Raw genomic sequence first — 19,690 nt, forward strand, 5'->3', positions numbered from 1 at the left:
TATGCAATAGCACAAAGACAATAATACACAGATGATAGACAACGTGGTTATATCTAAGTGTATGCCCATAGAGCCTCCTCCACTATGCACCTAGTAGATTTAGTTTAGGAGACTTATTGATAGTTTACTCATAAAAACGCCCGCTAAATTAGCGGACGTTCTGTTTTGGCTTTAGATAGAATTGGTTAGCTCTGGTAGGATTTCAAACAAGTCACCGACCAATCCGTAGTCAGCAATCTGAAAGATCGGAGCCTCTGGGTCACTATTGATAGCCACAATCACCTTAGAATCTTTCATCCCTGCCAAGTGCTGAATCGCCCCTGAAATCCCGACTGCAATATAAAGCTCAGGTGCGACGATTTTGCCTGTCTGACCGACCTGAAGATCATTAGAAACAAACCCTGCATCGACAGCAGCACGTGACGCGCCAATAGCACCACCTAACTTGTCAGCAAGTTGCTCAACCATAACAAAGTTTTCTTTACTACCAAGCCCTCGCCCACCAGAAACAACGACTCTTGCCGCTGGTAAATCAGGACGAGCACTTTCTGTTTTCTGACGCTCCACCAGCTCCGACAGATCGTTGCCTATGTTGATATCAACCGGCTTGATTTCAGCTGATGAGCTATCGTCCATTTTTACTGATTCAAATGCAGAACTGCGCACCGTGATGACTTTAATTCGGTCTGATGACTTAACTTTAGCCAGTGCATTGCCCGCATAAACTGGTCTGATTACCGTATCGTCAGATACAATTTCAATCACATCTGACAATTGTCCCACGTCAAGCAATGCCGCAACTCTTGGCATAAGGTTTTTGCCGAACGTCGTTGCAGGAGCAAACACATGAGAAAAGTCCGCCCCAACCTGTTGCACTAACTCTGCACAGTTTTCAACCAGTTGGTTTTGGTAGATTTCTGAATCGGCCACCAATACCTCTTTGACAATCTCGACTTTGGCAACCTGATCAACAACAGCCTGACACCCACACCCCACCACTAGTGCACTGACTTCATTACGTAAAGAGGCGGCAGCAGACAGGGCTTTCTGCGTGTCTGCAATCAAGGTCTGATTATCGTGCTCGACAATAACTAACGTTTTCGCATTCATACTCATTTCCTCACAGCACCTTGGCTTCATTCTTAAGCTTGTCGACCAGTTCACTCACGCTGGTCACCATTTCTCCAGCAGAGCGCTCTGCTGGCGCCATGATTTCGATGATTTCCTGACTACGTACTAGCGCGATCCCTAAGTCATCGGCGGATATAACATCCAGCGGCTTTTTCTTTGCTTTCATGATGTTAGGCAACGAAGCATAACGCGGCTCATTAAGACGTAGATCAGTGCTGATAATGGCAGGTAATATAAGTTTCACTGTTTCCAAACCGCCATCGACTTCTCTTGTCACACTAACTTGCTCACCTTCAACAATTACTTCCGAGGCAAATGTCCCCTGTGGGCGACCAGTTAATGCGCCAAGCATTTGCGCAACCTGGTTATTATCTGTATCAATTGATTGTTTACCCAGGAGAACAATACCCGGTTGCTCTTGTTCCATTAGTGCTTTCAGCAACTTCGCCACAACCAGTGGTTCTGGTGAACCATCTGCTTCCACATGAATGGCTCGGTCAGCACCTAACGCAAGCGCACCTCTCAGGCTTTCCTGGCTTGCTGCATCGCCAATCGAGACTACGATCACCTCTTCTGCGACACCGGATTCTTTTAGACGAACCGCTTCTTCCACGGCAATTTCACAGAATGGATTCATCGACATTTTGACGTTGTTGGTTTCAACACCACTGCCATCACTCTTCACCCTCACTTTGACATAAGGATCAATCACTCGCTTTATGGCTACTAGTACTTTCACATCTCCTCCTTGGTGCTAAAAGCATTTTTCAGAACGATAACAAGTTGATAAATCATAGTTTTATGATTAGCCCAATCTTTTTACTTAACGGCTTAAGATCTCATTAAACATGTTTCATGTCGGATTTTTTGCCTATACTCAGCTTAGTAAAGTTTACGTTTACGTCAACTGCACTATATTTATCTATAAGAATTAATTGGCAAGGTAGGTTTACACCATGGAAAGAGAATGTATGGAGTTTGATGTCGTCGTCGTCGGGGCCGGGCCTGCGGGGTTGTCGACCGCAATCAAACTCGCCCAACTCAGCAAAATCAACGAAATACCTCTATCAATCTGTGTTGTTGAAAAAGGGGCTGAAGTCGGTGCACATATACTTTCAGGTGCGATTTTTGAAACCAAAGCATTAGATGAACTTTTCCCTGACTGGAAAGAACTTGGTGCGCCAATCAATAATCCCGTCACCCGCGATGAGTTCATGTATATGACGACGGAAAGCAATCACATCAAGATGCCTGCATTTGTTACTCCCAAGCTAATGCACAACAGTTCCGACAATCACGTCATCAGTCTGGCGAACTTGTGTCGCTGGCTTGGTCAGAAAGCCGAAGAACTCGAGATTGAGGTCTATCCAGGTTTTGCCGCCGCTAGCGTGAATTATGATGAATCAGGTGCCGTAACGGGAATCAACACATCCGATATGGGTCTGAATAAATCAGGAGAACAAAAGCCAACCTTTGAAGCTGGGATAGAACTGAAAGCCAAATACACTGTGTTTGCTGAAGGTGCACGCGGTCACTTGGGCAAACAGCTCATTAGCAAGTTCAACCTCAATGAGGGTCGACAACCGCAACACTACGCCCTTGGATTAAAAGAAATCTGGCAACTCCCTCCGGACAGCGAGATCCATAAGGCAGGTAGTGTGCTTCATGGCGCAGGTTGGCCTCTTAACGAAACAGACTCTAGCGGTGGTAGTTTTCTTTACCATCTAGAAGATAACCAAGTCGTCGTCGGGTTGATCATTGATTTAAACTACTCGAACCCATACCTCAGCCCATTCGATGAGTTTCAACGTTTTAAGCATCACCCTGTGATTCGACAATACCTCGAAGGCGGTGAACGGATTTCGTATGGTGCAAGAGCGATTGCTAAAGGCGGTTTTGACTCATTACCTAAACAGCAATTTCCGGGTGGGCTGTTGATTGGCTGTGACGCTGGAACGCTGAATTCAGGAAAAATCAAAGGCAGTCATACTGCTATGAAATCCGGCATGCTCGCTGCCGAAGCGATATTTGACGCACTCCAAGCAGACGGAGGCCAGAGAGAAGCCGATTATCAAAGTCTGTTTGAGTCATCTTGGCTGTTTGACGAGCTAAAACAGAGCCGAAACTTTGCTTCTTCAATCCACAAATATGGTGCGATTATGGGAGGCGCTTTGGCCACATTCGAACAAAACATCTGGCAATCTCTGTTTCACAAGGAAGCACCATGGACGATTTCCGATCCGCAAGCAGATTACCTGTCGATGAAAGAGATTTCCCAATGCAACGCGATTGATTACCCTAAACCCGATGGCAAACTGAGTTTTGACAAGCCCTCTTCTGTTTACCTTTCCGGCACACAACATGAAGAAGACCAGCCTTGTCATCTGATTATCGCCAGTGAAAGTATTCCTATCGAAAATCATCTTCCTCTTTTTGATGAGCCTAGTCAGCGATACTGCCCTGCAGGCGTGTACGAAATTGTCACGGTTGATAATACGCGGAAGCTACAGATCAATGCCGCTAACTGTTTGCATTGCAAAACCTGCGACATAAAAGATCCTTCGCAAAATATCACTTGGCTCCCGCCAGAAGGTGGCGGTGGTCCCAATTATCAGAATATGTAACTGCTTTTCTCAAGAAATCCAGCACTTAGTGAAAGTGATCAAAGTTTCTATTTCTTACGTATATGAGAATGTCTCTCAACTACAAACCGTGAGGAATAAATATGATTAAACGTAGTGTTGGAATTCTTGCTGTTGTTTTTGGTGCAATCAGCTTCGGAGCTCAAGCAAGCGCAGAATGTTCTGTTTCTGTTGATGCAAACGACATGATGCAATTCTCGACTAACAGCATTAGCGTCCCTTCTAGTTGTAAAGAAGTCACACTAACGTTGAACCATACAGGTAAGCTCGCAGCGACCTCTATGGGACACAACGTGGTTATTGCCGACACAGCGAATGTTCAGGCTGTAGGTACGGAAGGTATGTCGGCGGGCGCGGCGAACAACTACGTCAAACCAGATGATGCGCGCGTTTACGCGTTCACCAAAATCATCGGTGGCGGTGAAAGCACTTCAGTGACATTCAGCACAGAGAAAATGAAAGCAGGTGGTGATTACACCTTCTTCTGTTCTTTCCCTGGCCACTGGGCAATTATGAAAGGGAAATTCGAGTTGAAATAACTCATTTCTAAAACAAGAAAGGCACGTAACTCACGTGCCTTTTTAACGTTTGAAAGCTTAAGCTTTACATGAATATCCCGCCGTCGACTTCAAATACACGCGCATTCACGTAGTCATTCTCAAAGATAAACTTAGCGGTATTCGCAATTTCTTTGGGATCGCCCATCCGACCCACGGGTACCATTCTTTCCAGACGCTCGCGCGCTTCTGGTTTCATCGCTCCCGTCATCGATGTCTCAATCACACCAGGTGCAATAGCGGCCGCTCGAATACCATACCTTGCCAGCTCTTTACCCCAAGTCGCCGCCAGAGTCGCCACAGCTGCTTTAGACGCCGCATAGTTTGTCTGACCGATGTTCCCAGCACGAGCAACGCTAGAAATGTTGATGATGACCCCTTTTCGCTTGGAATTGATCATCTGAACCGCGGCTTCTCGTCCACACAAAAACGTTCCGGTAAGGTTCACGTCAATCACGGAGTTGAATTGCTCGAGTGACATTTTAGTCATCTCACCATCTTTGACTTTTACCAGTAAACCATCACGAAGAATACCAGCGTTGTTTATAAGGCCGTCTAACTGTCCGAAATCAGTGACAATGTCACTAAAGACCTGCTCCACTTCCTGCTCGTCCGTCACATTAACTTTGTAAGTCAGTGCTTTAACCCCGAGCATATTGCACTGTTCTTTGGTATCCATCAGGGCTTCTTCGTTAACATCCAGTAGGGCCAGTTCTGCGCCAGCTTGCGCTAGTGTGATAGCCATCATCTGGCCTAAGCCTTGCCCTGCACCAGTAATCGCTATTACGCTCTGTTTTAGATCCATCGGCGAACTCCGTTACTTTTTAGATTGATAAAACTCGAACAAACTTGAAAAGTCTAGCTCTTCATTGCCATTTGCGTTGTGAAAAGCATACAGATTTCGGGCTAAAGAACCCATCGGCACGGAAGATTGACTCTGCGCAGCAGCATCCAGCCCTAACCCCAAGTCTTTAAGCATCAGTTTACTCATAAAACCTGGCTTAAATTCGTTGCTAGCAGGTGCTGTTTCCATCACACCTGGGCAAGGGTTATATAATTCAAGTGCCCAGTTTCGGCCAGAGCTCTGCAGCATGATGTTAGAAAGGACTTTCGGGTCCAATCCATTATCAATGCCTAGGTTAAGTGCTTCACACGTCCCTGACATAAGAATACCCAACATCAGGTTGTTGCAGATTTTACCCATCTGTCCATCACCTGCTTTACCAGCATGGAAGATGTTTTTGCCCATATGTTTAAGCACAGACTCTGCTTTTTCAAAGGCACCGTCTGAACCTCCAACAATAAAGGTCAGCGTACCCGCTTTTGCCCCTGCCACACCGCCAGAGACGGGGGCATCAACAAAATCAAGCCCCTTATCTGCCGCACACTGCGCAACAATGCGAGCTGACTGGGGATCAATAGTTGAAGAGTCGATAAGAAAAGTGCCATCTTCAACCATATTTAATAAGCCAACACCACCGCTATGGTCGCCAAGATATACCGCTCGTACATGCTCGCCAGCAGGTAACATCGTTACCACCGTATCTGCGCCTTTGACGGCATCTTCCACTGTGGGAGCAGCAACAGCACCCGCGGACTCCAGTTTTTTTACTGCTTCAGGCATTAAATCGAACACCTGCACTTTCAAACCTGCAGCAAGTAAGTTTTCGGCCATCGGGCCGCCCATATTACCTAAACCTATAAACGCTATGGTACTCATGAATTATTTCCTTCTTTCCCTGCTCGTAGAGCTTAGTAATGGCCCAGTTGTGCCAACGGGTGCGACTTTTCATCCCAAAGAGATGTAAACAAGGTATCAATCACGGCTTCATCGACATTATCGACACGGCTGAACTGCCATTTAGGCTCACCATCTTTATCAATCAGTCTGGCTCTGACGCCCTCTCGGAATTCCCCTAACAGCCCAGAACGTACCGAGAGATTCAATTCAAGACGAAAACAATCGGCTAATGACAGATCTTTGTATCGATTCAACTGCCTGAAACAAATATGGGATGTGATCGGGCTGCCTGAGGCATGATTTCTCTTCGCAACGTCGAGCCACTTACTTTGGCCTTCCAGATCCAGAATGTTTTTACTTACTTCTACAACATCACTAGCGCTGCACGCGCGTTGGATATCCTGCATAAAGGGTTGCATTTGCGGGTCTGGCTTGTGGCCGTTAACTTTGTCACCGAATTCAATGAGCAAGTCTGTCACCGCTTCATAAGCGTCTTCCTGCTCGTCCCAAAGTAAAGACAACAAGCGCTCAACCAGCGACTCTTTCTCTTCTGAAAGCACCATGTGGTCAGCTAAATTTACATCAAGCGCATCGCTACCGTTGATCATCACTCCCGTTAAACCGAGGAATAGCCCCACCCCAGGTTCAAGCCTATTCAGGAACCACGTGGCCCCGACATCGGGATACAGACCAATACTCACTTCGGGCATGGCCAAGCGTGTTGATGGCGTCACCACTTTGTGGCTAGAGCCCATATAAAGTCCCATTCCGCCGCCCATGATGATGCCTTCACCCCACGCGATAATTGGCTTACAGTAGGTGTGGATCAGATAGTCACATTCGTACTCAAGTTTAAAAAAAGTGGTACAGAACGCTTCGATTTCCTGACTGGATTTATCTCGCATGACATCATGCATGGTGCGTACGTCACCACCAGCACAGAACGCTTTCTCGCCTTGGCCTTCCAATAAGACACAAGCGATACTGTCGTCTTCTTGCCAGCTTTCGAGTTTCTCTGTGAGCAAAGCTAACATGTCATAGGTCAAGGCATTCAGTGAGGGCGCATTATCAAGAGTCGCCACACCAATCTTGGTAATCCCGTCTTGGCAAGGCAGCTCTTTAAAATGAACGGTTGCTGTCATATTGCCTCCTAGCCATTTTTCCATTGAGGTTGACGTTTTTCTAGGAACGCGTTGACACCTTCTGTTTGATCTTGAGTGTCAAACAACTGAATAAACAGTTCACGCTCCTTCATCAAACCGTGTGCTAGTGGGCTCGTCCTTGTGTTTTGTATCAATGATTTACAAGCCGTTACCGAAGACGGAGATTGATTTGCCACCATTTCTGCAAGGCTAATTGCCGCATCAAGGGCATTCCCTTTGCTGACAACCTCTTCAACCAGCTTGATGTTAAGTGCTTTTGCCGCATCAAGCTGTTCACCGCACAAGATGACGCGTTTCGCCCAGCCTTCACCAACAAGCGCCGTTAGGTTTTGCGTACCACCAGCACAAGGCAATAGACCAACTTTGGCTTCTGGAAGCGCCATAACCGCTTGTTCTTCCGCAATTCGAATATCACAAGCTAATGCCACTTCCAGACCGCCCCCCATCGCATAGCCATTAATGGCCGCAATGGAAACACCACGGAATGCAGATAAGGTTTCAAATGCTTCACCAAACAAGCGCGACATATCCACCGCGACAGATTTATCACCATCTGCAAACAATTTTAAATCAGCACCGGCAGAGAAGAACTTCTCACCCTGTCCGGTAATGACTAAGGCGTAAACGTCTTTGTTCTCATTAAGATCTAAGACGAGTTGTTTCAATTGAGCCAGACTTTGTGCCGTCCACGTATTCGCTGGAGGGTTGTTCATGGTAACGACTGCGACATGGTTGCGAATCGTATGTTGAATGGTACTTCCTTCTGAATGATTCATCGTTGAGCATCCTTTCGATTAGAGTAGTTGAGAGCCTTCAGCTAGCGTTCGACGCGCGATGATCAATCGCATGATTTCATTGGTACCTTCAAGGATCTGGTGAACACGCACATCGCGGAAATGACGCTCCATCGGGTACTCTTTGATATAGCCGTAGCCTCCGTATAGCTGAAGTGCCTGGTCACAAATCTTAAAACCGACATCGGTTGCAAATCGTTTTGCCATCGCACAATATGCCGTGGCTTCTGGGTCCTGATTGTCCAATTTGCTTGCTGCGAGACGCACCATTTGTCTGGCCGCGACCAGCTCAGTCACCATGTCAGCTAACCTGAACTGTAGCCCCTGAAACTGAGCCAGTTCTTTACCAAACTGTTTGCGCTCTTTGACGTATTGCATCACCTCATTCAATGCCTGCTGCGCAGTACCTATTGAACAAGTCGCGATATTAATACGCCCTCCATCTAGCCCTTTCATTGCGAAAGTAAAGCCTTCCCCTTCTTTCCCTAACAAGTACTTTTCAGGTACTACAACGTTGTCAAACGTGATGGCACGTGTTGGTTGGCTGTTCCACCCCATTTTGGGTTCTTTACGCCCGTAGCTGATACCTTCCGCATCCGCAGGAATGACAAAAGCAGAAATACCTTTTGCTGAGCTATCGCCTGTACGCGCCATCACGACTAACACTTCCGTGTCACCAGCGCCGGAGATAAAGGTTTTACCGCCATTGATGATGTACTCATCCCCCTGCTTTTTCGCAGAGGTTGTCAATGAAGCGGCATCGGAGCCCGCGTTCGGCTCAGTTAAACAATATGAACCAAGCCAATCGCCAGTGATCAGTTTTGGACAAAACTCTTCTTTGGCTTCTTCAGTTGCAAAACTGGCAATCATCCAAGTCACCATGTTGTGAATGGTCATGAATGCTGTGGTGGAAGTGCACCCCATCGCCAGTTGCTCGAAGATGATTGAGGAATCAAGACGGCTCAGCTGCAAGCCCCCCTGATCTTCCGGCGTATACAGGCTGAGAAAACCTAATTCACCTGCAGCTTTAAGTACATCTTTTGGAAACAGCTGCTTTTCATCCCACTCTGCGGCCATCGGCGCTAACTCATCCATCGCAAACTGCTGAGCGGTTTCAGCAAATGCACGTTGGTCTTCATTAAGTTCAAAATCCATTTGTCCTCCTCTTATCGCAGTTGAATGGTTAAGTTTGGCCCTGTTGGGATATCATCATCAAACCAGCGCGATGTAACGGTTTTGGTTTCGGTATAGAATCGAACTGCCTGCTTGCCATAAGCGTGCAGGTCGCCATAGAAGCTGCCACGCCATCCAGTGAATGAGAAAAACGGCAAAGGCACTGGAATCGGGACATTGATACCCACCTGACCAACCTGAATTTCGTGTTGGTATTTACGTGCAGCCGCACCGTTTGCAGTGAAGATCGATGTTCCGTTGCCGTATGGGTTGTTATTGATCAGTTCAATCGCCTCTTCTAGCGTCTCGACTTCCAGGCAAACTAAAACAGGACCAAAGATTTCCTGCTCATAGACCGACATATCAGTCGTTACACCTGTGAACAAGGTCGGGCCCAGCCAGTTACCTTCCGACATACCTTCAACATGGCACTGAGTACCGTCTAGTTCACACACAGCCCCTTGCGCTTTGCCTTCTTCAATCAAACTCACTACACGATTCTTAGCTTCTTTACTGATCAATGGCCCGTACGCCGCGTTGCCATCATCCCATGCCCCCGGAGTCATCTTCGCCATTTCAGTTTTTAGATCATCGACCCACTCTTTCGAACTTCCAACGAACACCGCAACTGAAATAGCCATACATCGTTGCCCAGCCGCGCCAACTGAGCTTCCAACTAAGTTATTTATCACCTGCGCTTTATTGGCGTCTGGCATCACAACCATATGGTTTTTCGCACCAGCAAACGCCTGAACACGTTTATTGAAGTTGGTGCCCGTCTGATAGATGTACTGAGCAACTGGCACAGAGCCTACGAATGACACAGCACGAATCAAAGGATGAACGAGCAGTTTATCGACCTGATTCTTACGGCCATGAACAACCTGAAGAACGCCTTTTGGCGCGCCAGCCTGTTCAAATAGCTCAGCCAAACGCATCGCAGTAAGCGGTACTTGCTCAGAAGGTTTAAGAACAAAGGTATTCCCTGCGGCGATTGCCAGTGGGAACATCCACAAGGGAATCATGGCTGGGAAGTTAAACGGTGTAATACCACAGCATACCCCCAGCGGTTGAATCATCGAGTAAGTATCAATTTCTGTCGCAACATTCTCGACGGTTTCGCCCATCATGTTGCTTGCGATGTTTGCAGCTTGTTCAACCACTTCAATACCTCGCCAGACGTCACCTTTCGCATCAATGGTGATTTTTCCGGTCTCTTTTGAAAGAAGCTCCGCTAGCTCATCATGGTGTTCTTTAAGTAAGTGCTGATAACGCAACATCAAGCGAGCTCGCTCCGATACCGCAACTTCCTTCCAAGATTTAAACACTTCATCGGCATTTTGAATCGCTTGCTCCATTTCTTGCTCGGTCGCACAAGGAAGTTTGGCAATCACTTCACTGGTTGCCGGGTTGGTCACCTCGACCCATTCATTGGTCTGTGACTGGCAGAACTCACCGCCAATAAATAAGGGAACTGACTGAGTCATAATGATGTCCTTTTCTTTTATAGTGGGATCTCAATACCCATTGCGGTTGCTTCACCGCCACCAATACAGAGTGATGCAACACCTCGCACCACGCGTTTGTTGTTCTGATTGCCATCTGTGCCCAAAGCCTGCAACTGACGAAGGCTATGAATCAGCGTGACAAGAATCCTTGCACCACTGGCACCAATGGGATGGCCTAATGCGCACGCACCGCCTTTCACGTTAACTTTCTCGCTATCGAGGCTGAGCTGTTTAACCGCTATCTGCGTCACCACAGCAAAAGCTTCGTTGATTTCCCATAAATCCACTTCGTCCACCGCCCAATCTAACTGCGATAGAAGCTGCTCAATGGCGTAAACAGGTGCTAATGTGAATTCAGCTGGAATTCGGGCATGCGTTGCATGACCTTTGATAATGGCCAGTGGTTCCAAACCCTGTTGCTTAGCCGTCTGAGCGTCCATAACCACAAGAGCGGCAGCCCCGTCGGATATTGCGCTGGAGTTGGCCGCAGTAATAGAGCCATCTTTGGCGAATGCGGGCCTTAACTGAGGTATTTTTTCGGGCTTGATTGAGCGTGGTTGCTCATCATAATCAAGCGGAGGATCTTTCTTGAGGGTAACAGGGACGATTTCATCGGCAAACAAATCCTGCTGCTGTGCTTCAATCGCTCGGTTCACCGACAAGGTTGCCCACTCATCCATTTGCTCTCGGGTAAATTCAAGCTTATCGGCAATTTGCTGACCGAAGACGCCCATGAGTTCACCTTCATACGCATCCTGCAGACCATCTAAGAACATATGATCGTAGGTCGATTTGTGACCCATGCGCATCCCAGAGCGTGACTCTTTAAGCAGATACGGCGCATTAGTCATGCTCTCCATACCTCCAGCAACAATGCAATTGGCACTGCCCGCTCGAATAAGGTCGTTTGCCAGCATCACCGCTTTCATACCGGAGCCACAAACTTTATTGATGGTCGTACAACCTACCGCTTTCGGTAAATCAGCCCCTAGAGCCGCTTGTCTCGCTGGCGCTTGCCCACAACCTGCGGGCAACACACAGCCCATATACACTTCATCGACTAAATCTGGCGATAAAGATTGCTCTTCCATTGCCGCCTTTATCGCGACCGCCCCTAGCTTGGGTGAAGAATATTCAGAAAGCATGCCCTGAAAACGCCCCATTGGCGTTCTCTTCGCTGCAACTATCCAAATCTCTTTCTCTTGCATTGCCTGCTCCTCACAAGATTGTTGAGTAACGGCTTTACTACCTCAGCGACCACAAAGCAGCTTAATTCACGACGCCGCTTTCACTTTTCAAAGCCATTTGTTTTTTGCACGGTTATTTTCTTGACGTTTACGTAAGCATAGCACTAACATTTACGTTAACGTAAAGAAACACATTCACAACCTGTAAAATCTTTTTTACCGTCGTAGTGGAAAGTGTGATTGTCTATCACCTAGCAGTTGGGGAGTTTCATCTGGTGGAAACATACAAAATCAGCGAGCTCGCTAAAGAGTTTGATATCACAACAAGAAGTATCCGCTTTTACGAAGATATGGGCCTAATTCAACCTGAGCGCAAAGGCAGTATGCGGATTTATCAGCGTAGAGACAGGGTTCGTCTTAAGTTGATTTTACGAGGGAAGCGACTTGGTTTTTCATTGGCCGAGATACGCGACTTGTTAGAGCTTTACGATACTAATCAAATAGATACCCAGTTGATTAAGATGCTCAAAATCATTGATGAGAAGGAAGCTGTACTCAAACGTCAACTTGAGGACATCACCATTGTCCTTGACGATTTGAATACCGCTCGCCAGCGATGTGAAGAAGCGTTGCAGCGTTCAAAAGCCAGCTAAAGCGCTTCTCGAGACATCATTAATCCGCCAGGGATCGTAACCAGCAAAAACCGCTGAATCGGAGGCGATATGATATCTCAGTACACCCCCCTCAACTTTGGGCTCGATGAGTCTGTGAACATGTTGCGGGAACACGTGAATGCTTTTGCCCGCGAGCACATTGCACCTATCGCGGCCAAAGTGGACGAGGAAAATCAATTCCCGAACCACTTGTGGTCATTGATGGGTGAAATGGGCTTGCTTGGCGTGACCATAGACGAACAATATGGTGGCGCTGCAATGGGCTATTTAGCACACGTGGTAGCCATGGAAGAGATAAGCCGTGCGTCTGCTTCTGTAGCACTTAGTTACGGTGCTCATTCTAACCTATGTGTGAATCAGATTTTCCGTAACGGAAACGCTGAGCAACGAGAAAAATACCTACCCAAATTAATTGATGGCTCCTACATTGGTGCGCTAGCAATGAGTGAACCCAATGCAGGTTCAGACGTTGTAAGCATGCAGCTCAAAGCCGAATTAAGCGGTGATCATTATGTGCTGAATGGCACCAAAATGTGGATCACCAACGGCCCTGATGCAGACGTACTCGTCGTTTATGCCAAAACCGACCCTAGCGCGGCTTCACGAGGTATCACCGCTTTCATCATCGAACGTGATTTTGAAGGATTCAGTCACGCTCAAAAGCTCGACAAACTCGGTATGCGAGGCTCGAACACCTGTGAGCTGGTTTTCAACAACTGCAAAGTACCCGTTGAAAACGTACTTGGTGAAGTAAACCAAGGCGTCAAAGTCTTAATGAGTGGCTTAGATTACGAGCGCGTGGTACTGGCTGCTGGCCCACTGGGTATCATGCAGGCTTGCTTAGACCTTGTTGTGCCTTACGTTCATGACCGTAAGCAATTTGGCCAGTCCATTGGTGAGTTCCAGTTAGTTCAAGCCAAGGTGGCGGATATGTACACCCGTGCCAACGCGGCACGCGCTTATGTCTATACCGTTGCCGCTGCCTGTGACCGCGGTGAAACAACAAGAAAAGATGCCGCTGGCGCGATTCTTTACAGTGCCGAATTAGCAACACAGCTTGCACTCGATGCCATCCAGCTGCTAGGCGGTAATGGATATATCAATGAATTCCCTGCAGGTCGTTTATTAAGAGACGCCAAACTCTATGAAATTGGCGCGGGTACTTCCGAAATTCGCAGGATGCTTATCGGGCGTGAACTGTTTGAAGAGTCACGCTAACGAGGATGTTATGGCAATCATAAAAACTAAAATCAAAACCGACTCTCCCCTGTTCACTAAAAATCAGCAAGCAATGAGTGGACTGGTCGAAAAATTGAACGCAGATGTTGAATCCATCAAACAAGGTGGTGGCGCTAGGGCTGTCGAAAGACAGCGAAAGAAAGGCAAACTTCCGGTACGCGAACGTATTGATCTTCTGCTTGATCAAGGTTCAGACTTTTTAGAAGTCGGTCAGTTCGCAGCATGGAATGTTTATGAAGAATCAATCCCTTGTGCAGGTGTCGTTGCAGGTATCGGCAAAATAAAAGGGGTTACCTGTATGGTGCTCGCCAACGACCCATCAGTCAAAGGCGGTACCTACTACCCACTGACAGTCAAAAAACACCTCAGAGCACAAGAAATCGCTGAACGCTGCCACTTGCCATGTGTTTATCTGGTCGACTCGGGCGGTGCGAACTTACCTCACCAAGCTGAGGTGTTCCCAGACAAAGACCATTTCGGACGTATTTTCTTTAATCAAGCACGCATGTCCGCCAAAGGCATACCACAAATAGCGGTTGTTCTTGGGCCTTGTACCGCGGGTGGCGCTTATATTCCTGCGATGGCAGATGTTTCTGTTATCGTGAAAAAACAAGGCACCATTTTCCTTGCCGGGCCTCCTTTAGTTAAAGCGGCCACAGGTGAAATCGTGACGGACGAGGAACTTGGCGGTGCGGATGTTCACTGCCGTAAATCAGGGGTTGCAGACTACTACGCGGAAAACGAGCAACAAGCTTTCCATATGGCAAGAGAAGCACTTGCAAGCAGCAACCAAGAGCCAGTAATACCGCAGACGGAAAAGGTGTTGCCACCACGTCTACCCGCTGAAGATATCTACGGTATCGTCAATGCCGATCTGCGCTTGTCTTTCGACGTGAGAGAAGTGATTGCGCGCATTGTTGATGATTCCGATTTCGATGAATTTAAAGCCCTGTTTGGCACAACACTAGTGTGTGGCTTTGCTCGTATCGAGGGCAAACTGATTGGTATTGTCGCCAACAACGGCATCTTGTTTGCGGAGTCAGCCCAGAAAGGCGCCCACTTTATCGAACTGTGTGCTAAGCGAAAAATTCCATTGCTGTTCCTACAGAACATTACGGGGTTCATGGTCGGAAAAAAAGTTGAGGAAGGTGGCATAGCCAAACATGGCGCCAAACTCGTCATGGCAGTGGCTTGTGCTGATGTGCCTAAATTCACCATCATCATTGGCGGCTCATACGGAGCGGGCAACTACGGTATGTGTGGGCGCGCTTACGAGCCAACGATGATGTGGATGTGGCCTAACGCTCGCATCTCAGTAATGGGCGGCGAACAAGCCGCTGGCGTACTAACGCAAGTGAAACGTGAGGTCCTGAAACGCCAAGGCGAACCTTGGTCAGAGGTGGAAGAAGGCCAGTTCAGGCAAACCATCGTTGATCAGTATGAAGAACAAGGCCATCCATACTACGCAAGTGCTCACCTCTGGGATGATGGCATCATCGATCCGAAAGAAACCCGACATGTTCTCGCCCAAGCGCTCACCGCGACAGAACATGCTCCGATGCCAGATAGCCATTTCGGTATCTTTAGAATGTAGGAGCCTGACATGACCACTCTGAAAGATACCAACTATCTCACTTGCAGCGTCGATACGTTCGGCGTTGCCAGTCTGTCACTTAACCGGCCAGATAAGCACAATGCGTTCAACGCGCAGGTTATCGAACAGTTGATAGAATCGATTAACTCACTGGCACAGCGGTTGGACGTTAGATGCTTAGTGTTACGTGGTAACGGAAAACACTTTTCTGCAGGCGCTGATCTTGGCTGGATGCAGTCAATGGCAGATAAAAGCGAACAGGAAAATCAGGAAGATGCGTCAAGACTTGCTCAGTTGATGCGCTGTTTGGATAACTTCCCTCACCCTACTCTCGCTGTTGTTCATGGCTGTGCGTTTGGTGGGGCTCTGGGGCTCATCTGCTGCTGTGATGTCGCGATTGCTGATCATAGCGCCTTGTTCTGCTTCAGCGAAGTAAAGCTAGGGCTGGTTCCAGCGACCATCGGGCCCTATGTGAACCGCGCGATTGGTGCTCGCCAGTCTAGGCGTTACATGCTGACTGCTGAACGTTTTGACGCTAACAAAGCGCTTGAGATTGGTTTGATTCATGAAGCTGTTGAAGCCAGCGAACTGGAGAAAGCCGTCACTGAAATGGTAAATCAGTTGCAGCTTAATAGCCCTGCTGCGCTTACGCAAACCAAAGCTCTGATTCGAGAATGTGATTCTCAGGCACTTGACGATGCTTTAATTGAGTACACCAGTCAATTAATCGCAAGAGTCAGGGTGTCTGAGCAAGGGCAAGAAGGTCTTAGAGCTTTCTTTGATAAGCGACCACCAAATTGGGCAATGGGAGGCCGTGAATGACGACGACCTCGTTACTACCAGAGTCAGTCAAGATAGTTGAAGTAGGTCCTCGCGACGGTTTGCAAAATGAGCAAGCCGTTTCAACCGAGGCAAAAGTCGCGCTGATCAATCAACTCTCTTCCTGTGGGCTCAACCACATCGAAGCCGGATCGTTCGTCTCACCAAAGTGGGTGCCACAAATGGCGGACTCGTTAGAAGTCATGTCCAAAATTACTCGCGCGCCGAATGTTACGTACGCCGCTTTAACACCCAACATAAGAGGGTTTGAGCAGGCACTCGACGCCAACGCTAACGAAGTCGCGGTATTCACATCCTCTTCAGAAGGCTTTTGCCAGAAAAACATCAACTGTTCTATTGAAGAAAGCCTGGAAAGATTTCACCCAGTGGTGGCTCTAGCAAAAGACAAAGGCATTCCGGTTAGAGGGTACTTATCCTGCATCGTCGATTGCCCTTATGACGGCCCAACTGAGCCCAGTCAGGTCGCCAAGGTTGCTCAAGCACTGCTTGATCTTGGTTGCTATGAAGTTTCTCTTGGAGACACAATTGGCACGGGTACGCCAGTACGAGTTGCGAACATGCTCAACGCGGTTTTTGAGCGAGTGCCTTCACAACAGGTCGCTGTTCATTTCCATGACACTTGGGGACAAGCGCTTGCCAATATATACCAAGCCCTTCAAATGGGCGTACGTGTTGTAGATAGCAGCGTAGCAGGTTTAGGGGGGTGCCCTTATGCCGCAGGCGCTTCTGGTAACGTAGCGACAGAAGATGTGGTTTACCTTTGCCAAGGTTTAGGGATTGAAACAGGCGTAGATCTAAACCGTCTCGCTCAGGCTGGATGGGAAATCAGCGACGCCTTAGGGCGCCAGCCGACTTCCAAAGTTTCACTGGCTTTGCGTAGCTAACAAACTCTCTCTATTTTTGGGCTGGTAGGATTGAAGTAACAAGCAAACCATTATCAGCCCAATTCCTCCCCACCCTGACACGCCAATATGCTCTCCGACTACAACTACGGCAAATACTGCTGCCACAGCAGGCTCAAACAACGTCAACAAACTCGCTTTGCTGGCAGACACCGTTTTTAACCCATAACCAAAGCAGACATAGCCAAGAAACATTGGAACAAACGCCATGTACAAAGCGACGGATGTATTTATTGGTGTCGCAAACAAATTACCACCAGTAAAAAACAATGAAGGTAACAACAATAGTGAACCCAGCCCGAAAATACTCCCCATCGCAGATTTGGAATGTATGCCTTCAGTGATGAGCATTTTGGCTGCCCACGCGTAAGTGGCATAGGTGAAACCCGCAAGCAATCCGAGCGCTATTCCTATGAATTTCATGTGTTGAATATCAGCTTGTGTGGAAGTTGATGTCTCTGATAGAGTCAGTAAAAGGATACCAGTTGCGCCCACGATGAGGCTTATCACCCAGCGGGTATCGATTGTTTTCTCTTTGCCAAACAGGCACTCCAGAAATGCAACGAAGAATGGCGCACTCGCGATAGAGACTACCGTCCCAATCGCCACACCGGCCATTCTCATAGAGCTATAAAACGCGAGAGGGTAAACGGCCAAAGCAAGTGCTCCAGTCAACAAAATAGCTTTATTGGATTTCAATATGCGCCGATCTTTTCTGATCGTGTTGCAAGCAAACAGAGCCAGGAGAAGTCCACCCACACCCATAGAAAAAGCACCAATAGCCAACGGGCTTATATCAGGCGCATACGTAGCTGCGGTACCAGTCGTCCCCCACAATAAAGAAGCAAACAGGATAACCAGAACTCCAAGATGTTCATTGTGTGTTTTTAGCGTCTGACTCATAGCTGTACTCTTTGTATTTATCATTTTGATAAGCACAGCTTAAACAAGCAAAGAGCATAAGACTTTGCAGAAAAGACACTTTACTTGATTTTATAGACTCAATTTCATCAACCACGTAGCTCTCGGGGAGACAGCCCAAATGATAATGAAAAACGTCGGCTAAAGGCTGACAGGTCAGCGTACCCGACTCTCTCTGCTATTAACTGAACTGGGATATCTGTATGCGTAAGTAGTGCCTTGGCTTTTTCCATTCTTTGCTTGGTCACGTATTGCAGAACACTTAATCCAGTGGATTGTTTAAAAATCTTTTTAAACTGCGTCGGGCTCAAACAGGCAACCTTAGCTAAGTTATCTACCGTAATCTCTCTGGCTAGGTCTTCCTCGATATGATGCAGCACGGCTCTAACCCTATGATCAAGTTGCTGCCCGGCCTGTTGCTGCGCCAATAGCTTCATAAACATGTCGACCATTGGCTCTTCGATGGTAGGGGTTACCCGATGCTGGAGCTGAGATTCAACAAATGTTAGGTAGGACTGAAGTGGTGAAGAAATCGGAAAAACCAGAGTGTCCATATTCAACAAATTCTCTGGCAAAGTGTTTAAATCAGCGACAATGAAACGCGCAGCCTCATTAGCGCGAAAATGGTGAAAAGTGGTGGCTTTTATCACCACGCACTCACCGACCGACACTTTTCCTTGATAGCCTTCCAGCTCAATAATGATGGTACCCAAAATAGGAAGCACAAGTTGATGATGTTCATGAGCATGGCCTCTACGTTGGCGGGTATAGGCTCGAATAGTGAGATTGTTTTCCAACATCGGACTGGATTCACTCCACAAAGTGAGACTGATAAAACTTAGGTGTCACAGCAAGTTTCTTTTTAAAATGTCGCTGAAAATGCGCTTGATCTGAGAAGCCCAGGTTGTTGGCAACATCAACAATATCTTCTCCAGACTTGAGCATCACTTTCGCACGCTTTATCTTTTCATCCATAAGATAAGCGTATGGTGGTAACCCATACTGGTCCTTGAAAGCACGTAAAAGCTGATATCGGCTCATTCCCGCTTCCTCTGCTAACGCTTCTAAGGAATGAGAGTTACTCAGTTCATCCATTAACTTCTCGCGCACCACCGCAAGACTAGACAAGCCGGTCTTTGCCATCGGTTTAACTCTCTGTCGAGAAGTAAGCTCAATAAAATCATACAAACAAGATTGAGCTAACAACACATTTTCTTCGCTCTGAAGCGCAGAAAAAAGTGCCAAATATCGTTGCTGAAATTCCGGATGACGCTCTAAATCACTATCAAAAGCTAGGTAGTCATATCGTTGATTAGAACTCATTTCTTGCTGGATTTCTCCCATCTCCAGTGCGTCAACAAACAACATACTATAGGACCAAGTACCTTGGTGTGGGTTACACGAATGAATATCTGCTGGGTTAATAGTAACGATATCCCCCTGTCCAATCTGATGTGTATTGCGCCGATTTCGATAATCTGCACAGCCCTGATTGATAATGCCAAATGAAAATTCATCATGGGAGTGAGCGTCATAACATGCCGTCGACTGATTGGCGACACGTAACTCGATCCATGGAAGAACCGTACTCAGCTTGAAGCTCGCACTTTTATCTTTCTTCATT

General features: G+C 47.4%; 19 protein-coding genes. 7 read left to right on the top strand and 12 right to left on the bottom strand.

Features of this window, described 5'->3' with window-relative positions:
- Positions 1-171: 171 nt before the first annotated feature.
- Entirely contained in the window at positions 172-1,110 is a 939-nt protein-coding gene (locus FIU99_RS17965; RefSeq protein ID WP_006960843.1) for an electron transfer flavoprotein subunit alpha/FixB family protein, read from the bottom strand.
- Between the two features lie 10 nt (positions 1,111-1,120).
- Positions 1,121-1,870 carry an electron transfer flavoprotein subunit beta/FixA family protein gene (locus FIU99_RS17970; RefSeq protein WP_006960842.1) on the bottom strand — a complete coding sequence of 250 codons (750 nt, stop codon included), beginning with the start codon at positions 1,868-1,870 and terminating at the stop codon, positions 1,121-1,123.
- A gap of 217 nt (positions 1,871-2,087) precedes the next feature.
- Here FIU99_RS17970 and FIU99_RS17975 point away from each other — a divergent pair, with 217 nt between their 5' ends.
- Both FIU99_RS17975 and azu read left to right on the top strand, forming a co-directional pair.
- Positions 2,088-3,755 (top strand): electron transfer flavoprotein-ubiquinone oxidoreductase, encoded by a 1,668-nt coding sequence (locus tag FIU99_RS17975; protein WP_169312891.1) that lies wholly within the window; start codon positions 2,088-2,090, stop codon positions 3,753-3,755.
- 101 nt (positions 3,756-3,856) lie between these two features.
- Positions 3,857-4,312: an azurin gene (gene azu, locus FIU99_RS17980; protein WP_006960840.1), complete on the top strand. Its 456-nt coding sequence runs from the start codon at positions 3,857-3,859 to the stop codon at positions 4,310-4,312.
- Positions 4,313-4,376: 64 nt separating this feature from the next.
- On the opposite strand, the gene FIU99_RS17985 is transcribed toward azu, so the two are convergent.
- The 7 genes from FIU99_RS17985 to FIU99_RS18015 are packed head-to-tail and all read right to left on the bottom strand — an operon-like array spanning position 4,377 to position 11,917.
- The gene (locus FIU99_RS17985) at positions 4,377-5,135 is read right to left on the bottom strand and encodes an SDR family oxidoreductase (protein ID WP_006960839.1); all 759 of its coding nucleotides are present in this window, start codon (positions 5,133-5,135) and stop codon (positions 4,377-4,379) included.
- 12 nt (positions 5,136-5,147) lie between these two features.
- Complete coding sequence (gene mmsB / locus FIU99_RS17990; RefSeq protein ID WP_006960838.1) at positions 5,148-6,050, bottom strand: 3-hydroxyisobutyrate dehydrogenase; 903 nt, start codon at positions 6,048-6,050, stop codon at positions 5,148-5,150.
- A 32-nt stretch (positions 6,051-6,082) separates the two neighbouring features.
- Complete coding sequence (locus tag FIU99_RS17995; protein WP_006960837.1) at positions 6,083-7,213, bottom strand: enoyl-CoA hydratase/isomerase family protein; 1,131 nt, start codon at positions 7,211-7,213, stop codon at positions 6,083-6,085.
- A gap of 8 nt (positions 7,214-7,221) precedes the next feature.
- Positions 7,222-8,010, bottom strand: a complete 789-nt coding sequence (locus FIU99_RS18000) for an enoyl-CoA hydratase (RefSeq protein WP_006960836.1) — start codon at positions 8,008-8,010, stop codon at positions 7,222-7,224.
- Between the two features lie 18 nt (positions 8,011-8,028).
- Positions 8,029-9,183, bottom strand: a complete 1,155-nt coding sequence (locus FIU99_RS18005) for an acyl-CoA dehydrogenase family protein (protein ID WP_006960835.1) — start codon at positions 9,181-9,183, stop codon at positions 8,029-8,031.
- Positions 9,184-9,194: 11 nt separating this feature from the next.
- Positions 9,195-10,688, bottom strand: a complete 1,494-nt coding sequence (locus FIU99_RS18010) for a CoA-acylating methylmalonate-semialdehyde dehydrogenase (RefSeq protein WP_006960834.1) — start codon at positions 10,686-10,688, stop codon at positions 9,195-9,197.
- 17 nt (positions 10,689-10,705) lie between these two features.
- Entirely contained in the window at positions 10,706-11,917 is a 1,212-nt protein-coding gene (locus FIU99_RS18015; RefSeq protein WP_006960833.1) for an acetyl-CoA C-acyltransferase, read from the bottom strand.
- Positions 11,918-12,171: 254 nt separating this feature from the next.
- On the opposite strand from FIU99_RS18015, the gene FIU99_RS18020 reads away from it, so the two are divergent.
- From FIU99_RS18020 to FIU99_RS18040, 5 genes are all read left to right on the top strand, one after another.
- Entirely contained in the window at positions 12,172-12,549 is a 378-nt protein-coding gene (locus tag FIU99_RS18020) for a MerR family DNA-binding transcriptional regulator (protein WP_006960832.1), read from the top strand.
- Positions 12,550-12,618: 69 nt separating this feature from the next.
- A complete protein-coding gene (locus FIU99_RS18025; protein ID WP_039951991.1) occupies positions 12,619-13,788 on the top strand; it encodes an isovaleryl-CoA dehydrogenase in 1,170 nt (389 codons plus the stop codon).
- A 10-nt stretch (positions 13,789-13,798) separates the two neighbouring features.
- The gene (locus FIU99_RS18030) at positions 13,799-15,403 is read left to right on the top strand and encodes a carboxyl transferase domain-containing protein (protein ID WP_006960830.1); all 1,605 of its coding nucleotides are present in this window, start codon (positions 13,799-13,801) and stop codon (positions 15,401-15,403) included.
- Between the two features lie 9 nt (positions 15,404-15,412).
- The gene (locus tag FIU99_RS18035) at positions 15,413-16,225 is read left to right on the top strand and encodes an enoyl-CoA hydratase/isomerase family protein (protein ID WP_006960829.1); all 813 of its coding nucleotides are present in this window, start codon (positions 15,413-15,415) and stop codon (positions 16,223-16,225) included.
- The gene (locus FIU99_RS18040; protein WP_006960828.1) at positions 16,222-17,127 is read left to right on the top strand and encodes a hydroxymethylglutaryl-CoA lyase; all 906 of its coding nucleotides are present in this window, start codon (positions 16,222-16,224) and stop codon (positions 17,125-17,127) included. Before FIU99_RS18035 ends, FIU99_RS18040 begins: the two co-directional genes overlap by 4 nt.
- Here FIU99_RS18040 and FIU99_RS18045 read toward each other — a convergent pair.
- The 3 genes from FIU99_RS18045 to FIU99_RS18055 all read right to left on the bottom strand — a co-directional run bounded on the left by FIU99_RS18045 (position 17,107) and on the right by FIU99_RS18055 (position 19,689).
- A complete protein-coding gene (locus tag FIU99_RS18045; RefSeq protein WP_006960827.1) occupies positions 17,107-18,048 on the bottom strand; it encodes a DMT family transporter in 942 nt (313 codons plus the stop codon). The genes FIU99_RS18040 and FIU99_RS18045 overlap by 21 nt on opposite strands.
- A 107-nt stretch (positions 18,049-18,155) precedes the next feature.
- Positions 18,156-18,866, bottom strand: a complete 711-nt coding sequence (locus FIU99_RS18050; protein ID WP_006960826.1) for an AraC family transcriptional regulator — start codon at positions 18,864-18,866, stop codon at positions 18,156-18,158.
- Between the two features lie 10 nt (positions 18,867-18,876).
- Positions 18,877-19,689 (bottom strand): AraC family transcriptional regulator, encoded by an 813-nt coding sequence (locus FIU99_RS18055; protein ID WP_006960825.1) that lies wholly within the window; start codon positions 19,687-19,689, stop codon positions 18,877-18,879.
- Position 19,690 lies beyond the last annotated feature (1 nt).

This window comes from Vibrio sp. THAF64, from assembly GCF_009363455.1.
GTDB classification, from domain to species: Bacteria; Pseudomonadota; Gammaproteobacteria; order Enterobacterales; family Vibrionaceae; genus Vibrio; species Vibrio coralliilyticus.